Annotated in this window: 12 protein-coding genes; 2 read left to right on the top strand and 10 right to left on the bottom strand. The window is 56.1% G+C overall.

Annotation, left to right across the window (positions count from 1 at the left end):
* Positions 1–52 precede the first annotated feature (52 nt).
* The 5 genes from HMPREF1986_RS11505 to treP all read right to left on the bottom strand — a co-directional run bounded on the left by HMPREF1986_RS11505 (position 53) and on the right by treP (position 7,723).
* The gene (locus HMPREF1986_RS11505; protein ID WP_021775023.1) at positions 53–1,063 is read right to left on the bottom strand and encodes an FUSC family protein; all 1,011 of its coding nucleotides are present in this window, start codon (positions 1,061–1,063) and stop codon (positions 53–55) included.
* A gap of 190 nt (positions 1,064–1,253) precedes the next feature.
* On the bottom strand, positions 1,254–2,654 hold the full coding sequence (gene gltA / locus HMPREF1986_RS11500) for an NADPH-dependent glutamate synthase (protein WP_036600558.1): 1,401 nt from the start codon (positions 2,652–2,654) through the stop codon (positions 1,254–1,256).
* 14 nt (positions 2,655–2,668) lie between these two features.
* The gene (locus HMPREF1986_RS11495) at positions 2,669–3,553 is read right to left on the bottom strand and encodes a sulfide/dihydroorotate dehydrogenase-like FAD/NAD-binding protein (protein ID WP_036600524.1); all 885 of its coding nucleotides are present in this window, start codon (positions 3,551–3,553) and stop codon (positions 2,669–2,671) included.
* A gap of 587 nt (positions 3,554–4,140) precedes the next feature.
* Positions 4,141–5,790: an alpha,alpha-phosphotrehalase gene (gene treC / locus HMPREF1986_RS11490; RefSeq protein ID WP_036600523.1), complete on the bottom strand. Its 1,650-nt coding sequence runs from the start codon at positions 5,788–5,790 to the stop codon at positions 4,141–4,143.
* A 10-nt stretch (positions 5,791–5,800) separates the two neighbouring features.
* Positions 5,801–7,723: a PTS system trehalose-specific EIIBC component gene (gene treP, locus HMPREF1986_RS11485; protein ID WP_021775018.1), complete on the bottom strand. Its 1,923-nt coding sequence runs from the start codon at positions 7,721–7,723 to the stop codon at positions 5,801–5,803.
* A 205-nt stretch (positions 7,724–7,928) separates the two neighbouring features.
* On the opposite strand from treP, the gene HMPREF1986_RS11480 reads away from it, so the two are divergent.
* The gene (locus HMPREF1986_RS11480) at positions 7,929–8,546 is read left to right on the top strand and encodes a superoxide dismutase (protein ID WP_021775017.1); all 618 of its coding nucleotides are present in this window, start codon (positions 7,929–7,931) and stop codon (positions 8,544–8,546) included.
* Here HMPREF1986_RS11480 and treR read toward each other — a convergent pair.
* From treR to HMPREF1986_RS11465, 3 genes are all read right to left on the bottom strand, one after another.
* Positions 8,515–9,279, bottom strand: coding sequence for a trehalose operon repressor (gene treR / locus HMPREF1986_RS11475; RefSeq protein WP_021775016.1), 765 nt, complete (start codon positions 9,277–9,279; stop codon positions 8,515–8,517). The genes HMPREF1986_RS11480 and treR overlap by 32 nt on opposite strands.
* Positions 9,280–9,364: 85 nt before the next feature.
* Positions 9,365–12,025, bottom strand: coding sequence for a heavy metal translocating P-type ATPase (locus HMPREF1986_RS11470; protein ID WP_242837388.1), 2,661 nt, complete (start codon positions 12,023–12,025; stop codon positions 9,365–9,367).
* Between the two features lie 106 nt (positions 12,026–12,131).
* Positions 12,132–12,494, bottom strand: a complete 363-nt coding sequence (locus HMPREF1986_RS11465) for a metal-sensing transcriptional repressor (protein ID WP_242837387.1) — start codon at positions 12,492–12,494, stop codon at positions 12,132–12,134.
* A 441-nt stretch (positions 12,495–12,935) separates the two neighbouring features.
* On the opposite strand from HMPREF1986_RS11465, the gene HMPREF1986_RS11460 reads away from it, so the two are divergent.
* The gene (locus HMPREF1986_RS11460; RefSeq protein ID WP_036600520.1) at positions 12,936–14,153 is read left to right on the top strand and encodes an iron-containing alcohol dehydrogenase; all 1,218 of its coding nucleotides are present in this window, start codon (positions 12,936–12,938) and stop codon (positions 14,151–14,153) included.
* 175 nt (positions 14,154–14,328) lie between these two features.
* Here the strand turns inward: HMPREF1986_RS11460 and HMPREF1986_RS11455 are convergent, their stop codons facing one another.
* Positions 14,329–15,336 carry a proline racemase gene (locus HMPREF1986_RS11455; protein WP_021775011.1) on the bottom strand — a complete coding sequence of 336 codons (1,008 nt, stop codon included), beginning with the start codon at positions 15,334–15,336 and terminating at the stop codon, positions 14,329–14,331.
* A gap of 117 nt (positions 15,337–15,453) precedes the next feature.
* Positions 15,454–16,359 carry a sulfite exporter TauE/SafE family protein gene (locus tag HMPREF1986_RS11450; protein WP_009213973.1) on the bottom strand — a complete coding sequence of 302 codons (906 nt, stop codon included), beginning with the start codon at positions 16,357–16,359 and terminating at the stop codon, positions 15,454–15,456.
* Positions 16,360–17,037 lie beyond the last annotated feature (678 nt).

Genomic DNA, 17,037 nt, shown 5'->3' with positions numbered 1-17,037 from the left:
TAATATTATCGCAAAATCCAGAGAAAAGCAAGAGATTTAGGGGAATTTACTTTTATTTTGCGGAAGATAAATCCGTCCCCCCCTGGAAGCCCTGCCACTGCTCTGTCCCGTTGACCGATGCCTCTCCGCTCTCCGCTCCGATCGGATAGGAGACCCCGAGAAGCTTCTTGTGCTTTAAAAATCCGACCATGGTCGGGATCGCCCCGAGCAGCGTAAAGAGATAGTAGAGCGCCAGATTTTGATAGTAGACCGCTGTACTCCCCGATTCCCTGACGACCATTCCCACTGCCGGAAATGCATCGAAGAGATTCACTTCATAGGCCCTCATGATGGAGATCGCCCAGTCCAGATTATTCCCAAGGTAAACCATGAGCGCCATGACAAGGACAGAGAGAATCATTCCGAGGATATCGAACTTCCCCGCGAGAAGCTCATATCCCTTGGTGACACAGACTCCCATGACGATCCCTGCCCAGAGAGAAACATAGCCGAGCTGTCCGATAAAGACCATCACCGCAATGCCGATAAAGCTCCCGAGCAGTGCCCCGACGATTCCCGCGATAAAATTCCCTCTCTTTCCATTGTTCTTCTCAAACTCCGACTGCGTGCGGTTCCTCTCCTGGGCATACTCCTCCTTTGTCAGAAAGCGAAGACTCCCCCCGACAAAATAACAACCGTTTTCGTCCGTGCGGCCGCTGAGCTCGCTGCAGTCCTGCAAACCATTTTGATGCAAAAATGTCGTGAGGTCCCGGATCCCCTCCGCGCATCTTTCGATCTGTGACTTCGCCGTAAGTCCGCTCTTCGCCAGAAAGCTCGCGCGGTGCCCCTGCAGCATCAGCTTCCCGAGCGTCTTTTTATACTCCTTCGGCGCCTGCTTCAGAACCTCCTTCTCCGGCTTCTGTCCTGCCCCCATCGAGACGGACACCACAATCTTTCGGACATTCGCATCCATGATCACCGCGACATGGTAGCCATTGAAATAGCCGGCGCTGATCCCGCTGTCCTTGTCAAAGCTAAGACCGGTCTGCTCCGCAATCTTCCGATTTACATCCTTTACCGTCATACTCTCCCCTTCTTTTGATACCGTGGTCCAGCCCCCTGCTGACCACCATCCACTAATCACTAATCATTGACCACTGAATGAGTATAAGCCAATCCGCCTGCGGCTTCAAGCTCCAGTATAGACATTTCCTCAAAATTTGCTCAGAAAAAGGCCGGGCAAACACCCGGCCCTTCTCAAGGTTTTCTCTGTCTTATTTCTTTTCTCCCCGCAGGAACTCATCAATCCCCTTCGCTGCCGCTTTTCCGGCTCCCATCGCCAGGATAACGGTCGCGGCGCCGGTCACGGCATCTCCTCCGGCATAGACCGCCTTCTTTGAGGTCTCTCCGTTCTCCTCCTTCGCGATGATACATCCGTGGCTGTTCGTATCCAGACCCTTCGTAGTAGCGCTGATCAGCGGGTTCGGAGAGGTGCCGAGGGACATGATCACGGAGTCACAGTCGATGACATATTCGGATCCCGGGATCTCCACCGGTCTTCTTCTGCCGGAGGCATCCGGCTCCCCGAGCTCCATCTTGATGACTTTGATGCCCTTCACCCAGTCATTTTCATCAATGAGGATCTCCACCGGATTTTGCAGGAGATCGAAGATGATCCCCTCCTCCTTCGCGTGGTGAACCTCCTCCTGTCTCGCGGGGAGCTCCGCCTCGGATCTCCGATAGACGACATGCACCTCCGCGCCGAGGCGAAGCGCGGTCCTCGCCGCGTCCATCGCCACATTTCCGCCGCCGACCACGACGACCTTCTTTCCGCACTTGATCGGCGTATCCGCATCCTCCCGATAGGCCTTCATCAGATTATTTCTCGTGAGGAACTCATTCGCGGAGTAGACGCCGTTCGCGGTCTCCCCCGGAATATTCATAAACTTCGGAAGTCCCGCCCCGGTCCCGAGGAAGACCGCATCGAAGCCCTCCTCATTCAGGAGCTCGTCCACCGTGATGGATCTTCCGACCAAGACATTGGTCTCGATCTTCACTCCGAGCTTCTTTACATTCTCGATCTCCGGGATAACTACCCTGTCCTTCGGAAGACGGAACTCCGGGATCCCATAGAGAAGCACGCCGCCCGGCTCATGGAAGGCCTCAAAGATCGTCACCTCGTAGCCGAGTTTCGCGAGATCTCCCGCGCAGGTCAGTCCGGAGGGACCCGCTCCGATGACGGCGACCTTCCTGCCGTTCGGCTCTCCGGGCTTCGCCGCGACATAGCCGTGCTCCCTCGCCCAGTCGGCCACATAGCGCTCGAGCTTTCCGATCGCGACAGGCTCTCCTTTGATCCCTCTCACGCACACGCCCTCGCACTGCGTCTCCTGCGGGCAGACTCTTCCGCAGACAGCGGGAAGGGCCGAGGAGCGGGCGATGACATCCGCCGCCTTCTCAATATTTCCCTCATTGATCTCATGGATGAACTCATTGATCTGAATGGAGACCGGGCAGCCGACTACACAGCGGGGGTTTTTGCAGTTCAGACAGCGGGAGGCCTCCTCCTTCGCCTGGGCATCGTCATAGCCGAGGCAGACCTCCTTGAAATTGGTGGCGCGCACCTTCGGATCCTGCTCCGGAACCGGAACCTTGTTCTTCATCATATTCACAGCCATTCTCTCACCTCCGATCATCCATTGCAGTTGCCGCAGCCGCCATGCGCCTTCTCCGCCTCGAGGAGCTCGAGCATCGCCCTGCCCTCCTCGGTCTTATAGGTCTGCTGGCGCTTCATGGCGAGATTGAAATCGACGAGATGGCCGTCGAATTCCGGTCCGTCCACACAGGCAAACTTTACTTTGTCACCGACAACGAGGCGGCAGGCGCCGCACATGCCGGTCCCGTCGATCATGATCGGGTTCATGGAGACAACGGTCGGGATGCCGAGCTCCTTTGTGGTCAGGCAGGCGAACTTCATCATGATCACCGGTCCGATCGCGATGCACTTCGTGTACTTCCTGCCCTCCTCCAGGACCAGCTTTTTCAGGACATCCGTCACGACACCCTTTGCGCCGTAGGAGCCGTCATCTGTCGTCACATAGACATTTTTCGAGACGGAGCGGAGCTCCTTCTCCATGATGAGAAGATCCTTATTTCTTGCGCCGAGGATGACATCCGCCTCAACGCCGTTCTCATGCAGCCACTTGACCTGCGGGTAAACGGGAGCAGCGCCCACGCCGCCCGCAATGAAAATGATGCTCTCCTTCTTCAGCTCCTCGATCGGGGTCTCAATGAGCTCAGAGGGTCTGCCGAGGGGGCCCACAATATCCGTAAAATACTCTCCCTCCTTCAGCTTGCTCATCTTCTCCGTGGAAGCTCCGACGACCTGAAAGACAATGGTGATCGTCCCGGCCTTTCTGTCATAATCCGCGATGGTGAAGGGAATCCTCTCCCCAAGCTCCCCCAGCTTCGCGATCATGAACTGTCCCGGCTCCGCGTTCCTTGCGACAAAGGGCGCCTCCACGACCATGAGCCAGTCCTTGTCTACCAGATGCTCAACTTTTGTGATTTTGTACATGTTCTCCTCCATGTCCACTGCTTTCGGCCTGATACCCCTGCTGTACAGACCCGTGCGACTTTCGTCATCTTATGATTCCAGTATCAAAAGTCCCCCATCCAGGATCTGCTCGCACAGGAGTGGATGAAAGACTCTATGATACGCCCTCTTCGGCTATGGAACGAAATAGCAGCCGGTATGCAGATAAGAGGCGGCATGGATGGGAGCCGCGAAACAGCGGAACCATGCGGAATCACTTTCGGCGTTTGATTTATTATAGCATATCCGCATGAAAACAGCATCATATAACAGGCGATTTTGCCCCATTTTCCGCCTTGCTTCGCAAATAATACATAAACTTTGCCGTAAAAGCCCCGTCCAATGCCCACGATCGGAGATGAGATGCGCTGCGGCATTGAACGGGGCTGAGCAGCATTGAGCATGCAGGCCCGAAAAGCCGGAATGCAGACGGCAGTAGCTGCCGCGCCCGGGCCATCGGCCTTTACAGACGAGGAGAAGCGGTAAATCATGAGCGCTCCCCGCGGACAGACAAGGCGCCGGAATTCACAGGTACTGGAATCCAACAGGCAAATAAGAGATCGGGATGCCTAGCTCTCTCCCCTCCGAAGGAAGGCCGCCGCTTCGTAGGGGCGAAGCCTTCCGTCCTCCCTTCCGTCCTCGGGATAATTCCCGATGAGGCGCTCCCATCCTTCTTCCCGGGAAGGAATCCCCTCGGCCCTCTCCTCCTCCGCGGAGAAGCTCCCGAAGACGAGGAGGCGCTCTTCCCCGAGGCTCCTCTCATAGCTCAGGACCTTCTCATTCCCGGAATCCGTAAAGTGAATCCGTCCCTCCGAGATGAGCGGGAGCTCCTTTCTGAGAAGGATCAGTTCCCGGTAGCAGTGCAGGACAGAGTCCTCGTCCGCCTCCTCTGAGGCGGCATTGATGAAGCTGTGGTTTTCCGGCACCGCTATCCATGGCTCCGCCTTTGAAAAGCCGGCATATTTCCCACCGTCCCACTGCATCGGCGTCCGGCTGTCATCTCTCGAGCGGGCCGCGAGAATCCGGAGGGCGTCCTCCCTGCTGTGCCCGTCCTTTCGGAGAATTCCATAGTAATTTATGCTCTCCACATCCCGATAATCCTCGATCCTCTGATAGCCCGGATTCGTCATGCCGAGCTCCTCTCCCTGGTAGACATAGGGCGTTCCCCGCATCAGATGGATAAAGATCGCAAGCATCTTCGCGGACTGCTTCCAGTATTTTCCCTCGTCGCCAAAGCGGGAAAGCACTCTCGGCTGGTCATGATTGCACCAGAAAAGCGCATTCCAGCCGCCTCCCTCCTGCATCTTTTCCTGCCACTCCGAGAAAAGCCTCCGGAGCTCCCGAAGATCCGGCGCCATCAGGGCCCATTTGTTTCCATCCTTGTAGTCCACCTTCAGATGGTGAAAGCTAAAGCACATGGAGAGCTCCTTCTCGGAGGGCCTTGTATAGAGAATGCAGTTCTCGATCGAGGTGGAAGACATCTCTCCGACCGTCACCATCCCATCGATTCCGGTCTTTTGCACGAGCTCCTTTAAGAAGCGGTGCACATGTCTCCCATCGGTATAGAACCTCCTGCCGTCCCCTTCCTCATCATCCAGAAATTCCTCCGGCTTTGAGATCAGATTTACGACATCGAAGCGAAAGCCCCGGAGCCCCTTTTCCTTCCAAAAGAGTATGATTTTCCGAAGCTCCTCCCGAAGCTCCGGGTTCTCCCAGTTGAGGTCCGCCTGCGTCCTGTCGAAAAGATGCAGATAATACTTCCCGAGCGAGGGGACATATTCCCAGGCGCTTCCGCCGAACTTCGACTGCCAGTTGCATGGCGCACCTCCGGATACGGGATCCCGGAAGATGTAATAATCCATATATCTTTTCTCACCGCGGAGCGCCCGCTGAAACCATTCGTGCTCCGTGGAGCTGTGATTAAAGACCATGTCAAACATCATCCCGATCCCGAGCTCCCCGGCCTCCCGGATCAGATTCACCGCATCCTCCATCGTCCCAAAGACGGGATTCACCGAGTAATAATCCGAAATGTCATAGCCGTTATCGCGCATCGGAGAGCGGAAAAAGGGCGTGACCCAGATATAATCAATGCCGAGTTCCTTCAGATAGGGAAGCTTTTCCCGGATGCCGTTCAGATCACCGATGCCGTCTCCATTGGAATCCGCGAAGGACTTGATGTAAATCTGGTAGATCGTGCTTTTCCTGAAATCGTTCATTCTGTCTTCCTTATACACTCCTCGCGATCTCGTCCTTTCCGGCCCTGACCTCCTTCCCGGTCTCAAAGGAGAGCTCCGGCCCCTCTGTGACGACGAGAACGGTAATGAGGGGATGGCCCGCGGCGCGGATCTTTTCCGGATCAAAGCGGATGAGCTCCTGACCCTCTCTGACCTTCTCCCCCATCTTCACGAAGCTCTGGAAGCCGTCCCCGTTCATTGCGACGGTGTCCAGCCCGATGTGGAGAAGGATTTCCGTCCCATTCGGAAGGCTCAGACCGACCGCATGATTGCTCTCCTCCATGACGACACTGACGCTGCCGTCCGCCGGAGCGAGAAGGACATTGTCCGTTGGCTCAATCGCCATCCCCTCTCCCAATGTTTTCTTAGAGAAAACCTCGTCCGGAACCTCTTCGATCGGGACCGTTTTCCCGCTCAGAAAGGCCTTTAAGTGAAGGGGAGCGCCGGAATCTTCCGCGGCGGGAGCCTCCTTTTCGGGAGCTTTGTTCTCCCTTTCCTCCTCCCGGTCAACTCCCTTTTTCCGTCCGATCCCATAGGTCAGGAGGAAGGGAAGCGCGACAGCGACCAGCATGCAGAGCGCAAACATCCCCATGCTCTCCGGCTTGATGGAGAGGATCCCCGGGAGTCCGCCGACTCCGATCGCGGAAGCATTGACGGAAAATGCCGTGCTCAGAACTCCAGCGACGCAGGACCCCGCCATGGCGGAGAAAAACGGAAAGACATATTTCAGGTTGATACCGAACATCGCCGGCTCTGTCACGCCGAGATAGCAGGAGATGCAGGACGGAATATTGATCTCCTGCGCCTTCGCGTTTCTCCTTTGCAGTACGATCATGCCGAGAACCGCGGAGCCCTGCGCGATATTGGAAAGCGCGATCATGGGCCAGAGCATGGTCCCTCCGAAATCGGAAATCAGCTGGAGGTCGATGGCATTGGACATGTGATGCAGTCCCGTGATGACAAGGGGCGCATAGAAGAAACCGAAGACCGCCCCGAAGATGACACGGTAGGGGCCGCTGATCCCCGCGTAAACCACCGCTGAGATCACGGAGCCGATGCGCCAGCCGATCGGGCCGAGCACAAAGTGCGCTGCCATCACGGAGAGGAGCAGGCTCATAAAGGGCGTCACAATCATGGACACCACCTTAGGCGTGACCCGTTTAAAGAAGCGCTCCAGATAGACCAGCGTAAAGGCGGCGAGAATCGCCGGGATGACCTGCGCCTGATAGCCGATCATATTGACCTTGACGAAGCCAAAATCCCATTTCGGAATATCCGCCGCCGCGGTCCCCGCGACAGCGTAGGCGTTGAGGAGCTGTCCCGAGACCAGGGTGAGACCGAGGATCAGACCCAGGATCTCCGTCCCCCCCATCTTTTTCATCACAGACCAGCAGATTCCCACCGGGATGCCGACATGGAAGACGGCCTCACCGAGCAGCCAGAGGAAGCTGTCCACTCCCGCCCAGAACTGACTCTGCGATACCAGGGTCGCCCCGTTAAAGATATTCAGGCTGTCAATCACATTTCGAAAGCCCAGGATCAGACCTCCGACGACGATCGCCGGGATGATCGGGGCAAAGATCTCCGCGATGGAGGTCATGACTCTCTGAAGCGGATTCTGGTTTCTCTTCGCCGCGCTCTTTACCTCGCTCTTCGAGACACCGGAGACGCCCGAAACCGCGACAAAGTCCTGATAGAAATCCGCCACCTCATTTCCGATGATAACTTGAAACTGCCCCGCCTGCGTAAAGGTTCCCTTCACGCAGGGGATCGACTCGATCTCCGGAATATTTGCGATCTTCGGATCATTGAGCACAAACCTCATCCTGGTGATGCAGTGAGAGACCGCGTGGATATTGTCTTTTCCGCCGATCGCCCGAAGCAAACGCTCCGACGACTCCGTAAATTTCCCCATAAGCCCTCCTTCGAAAATCCATGCCTTTCATTTACTTGTATAAACAAATTTCTCCTTTTCTACATCTTATCTTGTTTAAACAAATTGGTCAAGCAAATTTTCCTGTCTGATAAGGGAAAACTATGCTATAGTCATCTCAGCATAAAAACACCCCCGCGGACTTTCCCTTCCGCGGGGATGAAATGAGTCTCAGAAAGGAGATCTTATGTTCGAACAGCAAAAGCTCGGCTACAGCTACGATGCTCTGGAGCCCTTCCTCGACGCCCTCACGATGGAAACGCACTACAGCAAGCACCACGCGGCCTATACCAAAAATCTGAATGCCGCCCTGGAGAATGCCGGCATCCGTCCGGACTCCATCGAAAAGCTGCTCTCCTCCCTCGACGAAATATCCGACGAGGCCGTCCGGAAGGCGGTGCGGAACAACGGAGGAGGCTTTTACAACCACAATATCTACTTCCAGTCCCTGAGCCCCGAAAAGCACCGGGAGCCCGTCGGAAAGCTCGCGGACGCAATCCGGACACAGCTCGGCGGGACGGACAGCGTGAAGGAGAAGCTCAGCGCCCTCGCGGTCTCACTCTTTGGATCCGGCTGGGCCTGGCTCTCCGCAAATCCCGATGGAAAGCTTCAGCTTTCCTCAAGCCCCAATCAGGACAATCCCCTGATGGAGGGAAAGGGCTTCGTCCCGATCCTCGCGATCGATGTCTGGGAGCACGCCTATTACCTGAAGTATAAAAACCTCCGGGCCGACTATGTGAAGGCCTTCTGGGAGGTTCTCGACTGGGAAAAGGTCAGTGAAAGCTATGAAAAGCTCCTGAAATAGAAGACGCCCCGTATTTCAGCCGCTTTGCCTGCTCGTAAAAGGCAAAGCGGTCCGGGCGGTGCCGCGACTGCGTATACTCAAACATGACGCCATCCTTATTATAGGTATGGCTGGAGACCACGGCGAGGCAGTTATAGTCCTTCATATCCATATATTTCCCATCGATTTCCGTGATCCGTTCCACCGTGTACTTTCTTTTCGTGGTGACGATCGTCTCTCCGAGGACACCCTCCATATATTCATAGACGGAGCCCTCGGCGATTTCTTTCGTGAGATTCCTCACAATGCTCTTCAGAAAATAATTGTGATCCAAGATCAAAGCCTCTCCATCCAGGTAGCGAAGCCTCTGAAGATAATAGATCTCCGCCCCGATCGGGAAATCCGTGCGGCGCTGAATCCGCTCCTCTACTAAAAGCTCCGCAAAGAAGATCACCTTCGTCTTTAATTCCAGACGGTTCCTCGCGGCGGCCTCGCGGAGATTCTCGATTCCGCCGATCAGAAACTCCGCCTGCTCTTTTCTGCGGAACAGGACCACCGCTCCCTTCCCATGAATGATCTGGACATAGCCGTCCTCTGCAAGCTGCTGGAGAGCCCTGCGGACCGTATTTCGGGAGCAGCCGTAGTGCCGGATGAGCTGATGCTCTGAGGGAAGCATGCTCTGATAGTCATAACGCTGGTTCTCGATTTCCTCCCTCAGGTCCCTGTAAATCGCATCATACTTTGCTGCGGGCATGGCACTCTCCTCTTCAGCTGCTCCCCTCCGATTTCAAAAAAGAGAATAGCATCTTTTCCCCCGGCGGTCCACCGGATCCGCTGTCCTACTGGATTCCGACAAATTCGTATCCGGCCTCCTCCACCGCCTTTCTGAGTGTCTCCTCCGGGATCTCCTGCCCGAGGGTGAGAAGCGCGGTGCCGCTCCCGTGGGAGACCAGCGCGCTCTCCACTCCGGGGAGCTTTTCCAGGGCCTCCTTCACATGTCTCTCACAGTGCTCACACATCATTCCCTTAATCTTCAGCGTCTCTTTCATCTTTTCTTCCTTTCCGGAAAGCGGTCCTTCGCTTTCCCTCCTGTTTGGATCGTTTCCGCTCTCCTCCTCGGGGCAGGGGGCGGGCAGCGGCTTCTCTTCCGCTTTTTCCCTGCCCGGTCCCTCTGGCGCTGAGGATGCCTCAGCTCTAAGCTCTCCTCCCCGGCTCCTCCCCTTTCCCGTTCCATGGATCGGGAAGAGATTCAGGCGAAGCGCATTCATGCACACCGTGAAGCTGGACAGAGACATCGCCGCCGCCCCCAGCATGGGGCTGATCCTCAGCATCGGGAGGAGGCCGGCCGCGATCGGGATCAAAATCGCATTATAGGCAAAGGCCCAGAAGAGGTTCTCATGGATATTCCGAAGCGTCGCACGGCTTAAGCGTACCGCGGCGGAAACATCCGTGAGGCGTGAGTTCATGAGTACCAGGTCTGCGGAGTCGATCGCGACATCCGTCCCCGCGCCGATCGCGATCCCGATGTCCGCTCTCGCAAGAGCCGGGGCATCATTGATGCCGTCCCCCACCATCCCGGTCATGCCCTCCTTCTGGAGCTCCCGGATCACGGCCTCCTTTCCATCGGGCAGTACGCCCGCTATGATCCGATCCACTCCGGCCTCCCGGCCGATCGCCTTCGCCGTCCTCTCATTGTCCCCGGTCAGCATGACAAGGGAAATCCCCATCCGCCGAAGCTCCGCCGCGGCCTCCGCAGAATCCTCCTTGATGCGATCCGAGACAGCGATCATCCCAAGAATCTCTCCGTCCCTTTCAAAATAGAGTGCTGTCTTTCCCTCCGCTGAAAGGGCTGCGGCTCTCTCCGAGAGCTTTGGGGGGAGCTTCGCCAAGGTGGAGATAAAGCTCTCGGACCCCCCGTGCAGCACGCTGTCTCCAAGTCTCCCCGTGAGGCCGTTTCCGGCGAGGGCGCGAAAATCGCGGAGCTCTCCCGCATCGACATGCTCCTCCTCGGCTCTTCTCATAACGGCCCCGGCGAGCGGATGCTCACTCCTCTTCTCGAGGGAGGCGGCGAGGAAGAGAAGCTCCCTCTCCGAGACATTTTCCGCCGGGATCAGATCACTCACCTCCGGTCTCCCCTCAGTGATGGTCCCCGTCTTATCCAAGGCTATGATCCGAAGCTTCCCCGCATTTTCCAGGGCCTCCGAGGTCTTAAAAAGGATTCCGTTTCGGGCCCCCACTCCGTTTCCGACCATGATCGCGACCGGAGTCGCGAGGCCGAGCGCGCAGGGGCAGGAGATCACGAGCACACTGATCGCTCTCTCCAGGGAAAAGGCGAAGCTCTGTCCGGCGAAAAGCCAGCCCGCAAGCACAAGAAGCGCGATCAGCATGACCATAGGTACGAAGACTCCGGAGACCCGATCCGCCACTCTCGCGATCGGAGCCTTGGTCGCGGCCGCATCGCTGACCATCTTGATGATTTGGGAGAAGGTCGTATCCTCCCCGACCCTCGTCGCTCTCGCCCGGATAAATCCGGATCGGTTGATCGTCGCCGCGCTCACCCGATCCCCCTCCTTTTTATCCACGGGAACAGATTCCCCGGTCAGCGCGGACTCATCCACCGCTCCGCCGCCGTCCACGATCACGCCGTCCACCGGGATGGAATCCCCGGGTTTTACGAGAAAGATATCTCCCGCTCTCACCTCCTCGATCGGCGTCTCGACCTCCCTTCCGTCCCGCTCGAGAAGCGCGGTCTTCGGCGCCATTTTCATCAGATTCTTCAAGGCGTCCGTCGTCCTCCCCTTGGAGAGAGACTCCAGGGTCTTTCCGACCGTGATCAGAGCCGGGATCATGGCCGCGGATTCGAAGTAGAGCTGATTATGATAGAGCTCCATGAGCTCCTGACTCTGCGCCCCGTTGGAGACAAGCCAGCTCATCCGGTAAAGGATATAAAGAGACCAGAGAAAGGATATTCCGGAACCAAGCGCCACAAGGGTATCCATGTTCGGGCCCCCATGGCGAAGGGAGCGAAAGCCCGAGAGGAAAAAGGCCCGGTTAATCATCATCACGATGCCCGCGAGTAAAAGCTGTGTGAGCGAAAGCCCGATGGGATTATGCTGCAAAAAGCCCGGGATCGGCAGTCCCAGCATCTTATGCCCCATGCTGAGATACATAAGAAGAAGCAAAAAGACGAGAGAAAGCTTAAGTCTTTGAAAAAGCTTCGCTGTCTCTCGGTCCCGGAGCGCTTCCTCTCCTCTGTCCGCCTCCTCTCTCTTCCCCGCTCTCTCCTTCGGGACCGCCCTGTATCCCGCGTTCTCCACGGCTCTCTCGATCTCGGCATCTCCCGCAGTCCCCTCTACCGACATGGAATTCGTGAGGAGGGAGACGGAGACGGACTTCACCCCCGGAAGCCTGGAGACCGCCTTTTCCACATGCACCTGACAGGACGCACAGCTCATGCCGCTCACATTGTACTGCCTTATTTTCCCCCGCTCTTTTTCCATCCTTTTCCCTCCCCTTATCTCTCTCATTCTGCCATTTCCCTGAGTCTGCCCCGCAGAAAAACCCTCGGCGAAGCTTCGTTTTCCCGGCGGCCTGCCGCTCCGCTCCTCAGCGCATCAGCCTTTGGAGGAGGGCGCAGAGCTCATCGATGGCCTCGTCCTTTCCCTCCCGGATATCCTCCGCGACGCAGCTGTGGATGTGACAGGAGAGCAGGCTCTTATTGAAGCTGTTTAAAGCGCTTGTCGCAGCGGAGACCTGAACCAGAATGTCCGGACAGTAGGCATCCCTCTCCACCATCCTCTCTATCCCCCGGATCTGTCCCTCCACCCTCTTAAGCCGTAAAAGAAGGGCTCTTTGCTCCTCCTCGCTCCGCTTCTTCCGGCGGGATCCGCAGCAGGACTCCAGGGAAATGTCTCCCTCCGCCGACTCCGCATCGAAAAAATCCCTGTCCTCTGTCTCCTGCTTCCCCATCCTCACCTCCATAAGCCAAAAGCCATAGCGAAGCTTTGTACGGCTTCCTTTTCTCTGCAGTGCTTTTTCCGACAAGCGGCAGATCTTTTCCCCACAGTCCGAAGCTTCCGAAATCCACCGCTTTCAGGACGCGGCCGGGGCCTTCTCCGCCGCTCTTCAAAGCCGGGATGTATACCCCTCAGGGGTATCTCTTTTCAAAAGAATATTATACCCCCTATGGGTATTTGTCAAGTCCCGCTTCTCCGCTTTTTTCCATCTCCTCTTCTCCGCTTCGCGGGAGCTTTCGTCTTTTCAATTATTTATTATAGAAATTCTCAATATATTGTCGTTATTTATTTAACAAAAACTCCTTTTCAAGCTCCTCCCATGGTGCTATGCTTCCAAAGGGCGGTGCAGGGCCGCCCTTTGGGACCGGATTCTATCCGGGAAAGGAGAGAGCGTATGGCAAGATTTACTTTACCGCGGGATATCTATCATGGAAAGGGAGCTCTGGAGACACTGAAGAAGCTCGAGGGTAAGAGGGCGATGCTCCTTGTCGGCGGAGGCTCCATGAAGCGCTTCGGCTTCCTGGACAAGGCCGTCTCTTATCTGAAGGAAGCCGGTATGGAGGTCGAGCTCTATGAGGGGATCGAATCCGACCCTTCCGTAGATACGGTTATGAAGGGCGCAGAGGCGATGCAGCGCTTCCGCCCCGACTGGATCGTCGCGATGGGCGGAGGCTCTCCGATCGATGCGGCAAAGGCGATGTGGATCCGCTACGAATACCCCGACTGCAGCTTTGAGGATATGTGCAAGGTCTTCGGTCTTCCAAAGCTTCGGAGGAAGGCCCGCTTCTGCGCCATCTCCTCCACCTCCGGCACCGCCACGGAGGTCACTGCCTTCTCCATCATCACAGATTATAAAAAGGGAACAAAGTATCCGATCGCGGATTTTGAAATCACTCCGGATATCGCCATCGTCGACCCGGAGCTCGCGGAGACCATGCCGAAGAAGCTGGTCGCTCACACCGGTATGGATGCGCTGACACACGCGATTGAAGCTTATGTCTCGACAGCGCACTGTGATTTTACGGACCCCCTCGCCATCCACGCGATCGAGCTCGTTCAGAAGAATCTCATCCCCTCCTACCAGGAGGACATGAGTGCGAGGGATACGATGCACAACGCGCAGTGCCTCGCCGGCATGGCCTTCTCCAATGCCCTGCTCGGCATCGTCCACTCCATGGCGCACAAGACCGGCGCCGTATTTGCGGACTGCGGAGCGCATCTGATCCACGGCGCGGCAAACGCGATGTATCTTCCGAAGGTTATCGCCTTCAACGCAAAGAATGCGGAGGCGAAGAAGCGCTACGCTGTCATCGCAGATTACATGCACCTTGGCGGAAAAAATGAGGATGAAAAGCTGAGCCTTCTCATTGCAGAGCTCCGCCGCATGAATGATGCGCTCAATATCCCCCACTGCATCCGAAATTACGGCGCGGATTCCCTCCCGACGGAGCATGGCTTTGTTCCGGAGAAGATCTTCCTTGAGAGACTGCCCGGTATCGCGGAGCGCGCGATCGGAGACGCCTGCACCGGATCGAATCCCAGGATCCCGACGCAGGAGGAGATGGAAAAGCTCCTGAAGGCCTGCTACTACGATACGGAGGTCGACTTCTAGGAAGGCCGGGATAAAATTTCATGTTGGATCTTCCGAAAGCACTGTGAAATACTGCCCCCGGCGGGCGGCCGCGGCTTCGCCGCTCTGTCTGCGCGAGGGCGCCTTACGCCGCATAAAAAGCCCCCCGCGGATCCTTTGATCCACAGGGGGCTTATTCCCGAAAAAGCTTAGAGAATTACTTCAGCAGGAAACCGTACTTCACGGGATCATCCTCATCCAGAACAAGCTGATTGAAGCCGGTTATATAGGCGCTCCCGGAGATCTTCGGAATGACCGCATCGTAATCTCCGACCTTCGCCGTCCCCACGATCTCTCCCTCGAAGATCGTGCCGAGAATCGACTCATAATAAAATTTCTCATGCTCCTTCAGTTCCCCGCGGGCAAATAAAGTCGCAAGCTTCGCGCTGGTTCCCGTTCCGCAGGGGGAGCGGTCAATCTGCCCCTGTCCGAAGGCGACACAGTTTCTGAGACTGGCTCCCTTGGTCTCCGTCTCGGACCACCATTCGACGAGGTCGACACTGTGGATATGCGAAAGCAGAGGGTGCTGCACCGGGATCTCCCTGTTGATGATCTCCCTCAGCTGAATTCCAAGCTTACTCAAAAGCTCCGCGTTCTCCGGCTTGATCTCGAGGCCGACCTGGTCCGCCCTCACGATCGCGAAGAAGGAGCCGCCAAAGGAAAGGTCAAATCGAATCTTTCCATGGCCGGGAAGCTCCACCTCCTGGTCCTTCTTATAGAGAAAAGCCGGGACATTCTGGAAGCTCACGCGCTTCGCCCTGCCGTTCTCCACCTGAACCTCGCCGCGGATAATGCCGGCCGGCGCCTCCTGGATGATCTTTGTGACAGGCTCCGTCACGGGGACCATCCCCGTCTCCACCGCAGTCGTCATGGCACCGATCGTCCCATGTCCGCACATATTCAGGTATCCGCCGCCATCCATGAAAATGATGCCGTAATCCGCCTCCGGATCCGTCGGCTGAGTAAGGATCGCGCCGAACATATCATTGTGTCCCCTTGGCTCCAGCATGAGAGAGGTCCTCAGCTGGTCCATATTCTCCTCCAGCCACTGCCTCTTTTCCGGCATGGACTTCCCCTTGATATTCGGGACACCGCCGATCACAATTCTGGTGGCCTCACCCGCCGTGTGCGTGTCAACTGCCTGGATGCTTCTGAAAAGATTCATGCTTATCTTCCTCCATCTTCAAGTTCCTTATTCCTCCGCGGTCACTCCCGCGCCAAAAATCTCCTCTTCTACTATTATCTTCTAATGGGAAGCGCTGATTCGCTGTCTTGTCCGGGCTCAGACCTTCTTCTCTCCGCCCTCCGCTTCTGTCTCTCCGGCCTTTTTCTCCTTGTAGAGAGAATAGAACATCGAAAGTGCCGAGTAGGCCATGACGATGACGATGACGATGCTGAGCACCTCATGAGAGAGACCGAGCACGAGACGGCTCGCGATAAATACTCCGATAACGCTCGGGATCACGGCGAAAAGCGACATCTTCCGGTTATACATCCCCTCCTTGATAAAGCGGATGGACGCCACCGGCATGAGATAAGCGCAGGATCCCATCATGATCGGAAAAGCGACCTTCGGATCCATCCCCAGCAGCGAGACCAGAGCAAAGCAGGGGGCATAGAGTCCCACGCCGAGCGTCATGATCGCGCCGAGGAAGAAATTGATCACGACCGCAATGATGAGCTTCACCCCATGAAGACCGATCGCCTCTCCTTTTCCGGGAACCAAGCCTACCGTCTGGCAGACGATGACAACGCCGATCACCACAAGGGCGATACCCATAAAGAGCTGAACCTTCTGCTTTGAGAGCTTCGAGACCGCACCGGCACCGATCCATGCGCCGAGAGTCGCGGAAACAAGCATTGCGGCCAGCGTGAGCGGCTCTACCTGCACTGCCGAAATGAAGAAGCAGGCCTCCGCTATGACGGGAGGAACACAGGAGACATTCAGAGTCCCCGGGATCTTCCTGTCATCCACCTGATGAAGGCTCTTGTAGAGAGCGAGGCCAAGCGCGAAGGAACCAATGCCGAGCGTGTCCAAAAAATTGATTCCGAAACCGATCAACGCCGAGAGAAGACCGTTGGTCCCCTTCTCCAGTTCTCCGCGGTGGGCCAGGATATCTCTGACAAAATAGACTGCAAAAATCACAGCCAAAATCCCGAGTCCCCCCAATAAAAGATTGCTAACCATATTTTTTATCCTCCTCTGTCCTTCCCTTCCGTGAAATGATCCCGGATATCGCCAAAAACAACGACAAACCGCGAATCCCATCACTTCAGCTCTGCGGCCGATGCCGCATTCCCTGCGCTTCCCCCATTTTCCGGAAATTACACTTTGACGCTATCCCAAACGGAGACGTCTCTATTCTATGGCATTTCTGTTGGATTTTCAATCTATATTTTAATATAAATTAGTCACATTATCGAGGCTCTTCCCGTCCACCGCTCCACTGCTTTTTCCAAAAACTTCACGACAATTTCCCCGCTATTTTTCTCATTTTCCGTCTTTTTATTCTTATTTTTCTCATTTTCCACTTGCATTTCCGGAGAATTCGCGGTATATTGATTCCAGAAATTAGCAGCCACTCAGCTCTAATTTCAAATCAGGGACTCCTTCCATTGACGTGACTTCTCAGGAATGACATCGGAAGGAGTTCCATTTGTTTGTAAAAGTCCCGGACGGCGCCCTTTCGTCTGCCGTGCTGGCACGGGCAGACGAAAAGGCATCGGACGGGCTAAGCGTCATGAGCATGGAAGGCCGATAGGCCTGGAATGCGAATGGCGGCGACGATTGCGAAAGGGCGAAGCCCGAAGCAATCGACTTTTACAAAATATATGCACAGCATTACATCCGGCGCATATAGACAGC

Source organism: Oribacterium sp. oral taxon 078 str. F0263, from assembly GCF_000469565.1.
Classification (GTDB): domain Bacteria; phylum Bacillota; class Clostridia; order Lachnospirales; family Lachnospiraceae; genus Oribacterium.
Note: the sequence above shows the minus strand (reverse complement) of the source record. Positions and strands in the feature narration are given on the sequence as shown.

Bases quoted from the DNA above. Each gene is read 5' to 3' on its own strand.
- HMPREF1986_RS11505 (WP_021775023.1), bottom strand. From the start codon at position 1,063: ATGACGGTAAAGGATGTAAATCGGAAGATTGCGGAGCAGACCGGTCTT.
- gltA (WP_036600558.1), bottom strand. From the start codon at position 2,654: ATGGCTGTGAATATGATGAAGAACAAGGTTCCGGTTCCGGAGCAGGAT.
- HMPREF1986_RS11495 (WP_036600524.1), bottom strand. From the start codon at position 3,553: ATGTACAAAATCACAAAAGTTGAGCATCTGGTAGACAAGGACTGGCTC.
- treC (WP_036600523.1), bottom strand. From the start codon at position 5,790: ATGAACGATTTCAGGAAAAGCACGATCTACCAGATTTACATCAAGTCC.
- treP (WP_021775018.1), bottom strand. From the start codon at position 7,723: ATGGGGAAATTTACGGAGTCGTCGGAGCGTTTGCTTCGGGCGATCGGC.
- HMPREF1986_RS11480 (WP_021775017.1), top strand. From the start codon at position 7,929: ATGTTCGAACAGCAAAAGCTCGGCTACAGCTACGATGCTCTGGAGCCC.
- treR (WP_021775016.1), bottom strand. From the start codon at position 9,279: ATGCCCGCAGCAAAGTATGATGCGATTTACAGGGACCTGAGGGAGGAA.
- HMPREF1986_RS11470 (WP_242837388.1), bottom strand. From the start codon at position 12,025: ATGGAAAAAGAGCGGGGGAAAATAAGGCAGTACAATGTGAGCGGCATG.
- HMPREF1986_RS11465 (WP_242837387.1), bottom strand. From the start codon at position 12,494: ATGGGGAAGCAGGAGACAGAGGACAGGGATTTTTTCGATGCGGAGTCG.
- HMPREF1986_RS11460 (WP_036600520.1), top strand. From the start codon at position 12,936: ATGGCAAGATTTACTTTACCGCGGGATATCTATCATGGAAAGGGAGCT.
- HMPREF1986_RS11455 (WP_021775011.1), bottom strand. From the start codon at position 15,336: ATGAATCTTTTCAGAAGCATCCAGGCAGTTGACACGCACACGGCGGGT.
- HMPREF1986_RS11450 (WP_009213973.1), bottom strand. From the start codon at position 16,359: ATGGTTAGCAATCTTTTATTGGGGGGACTCGGGATTTTGGCTGTGATT.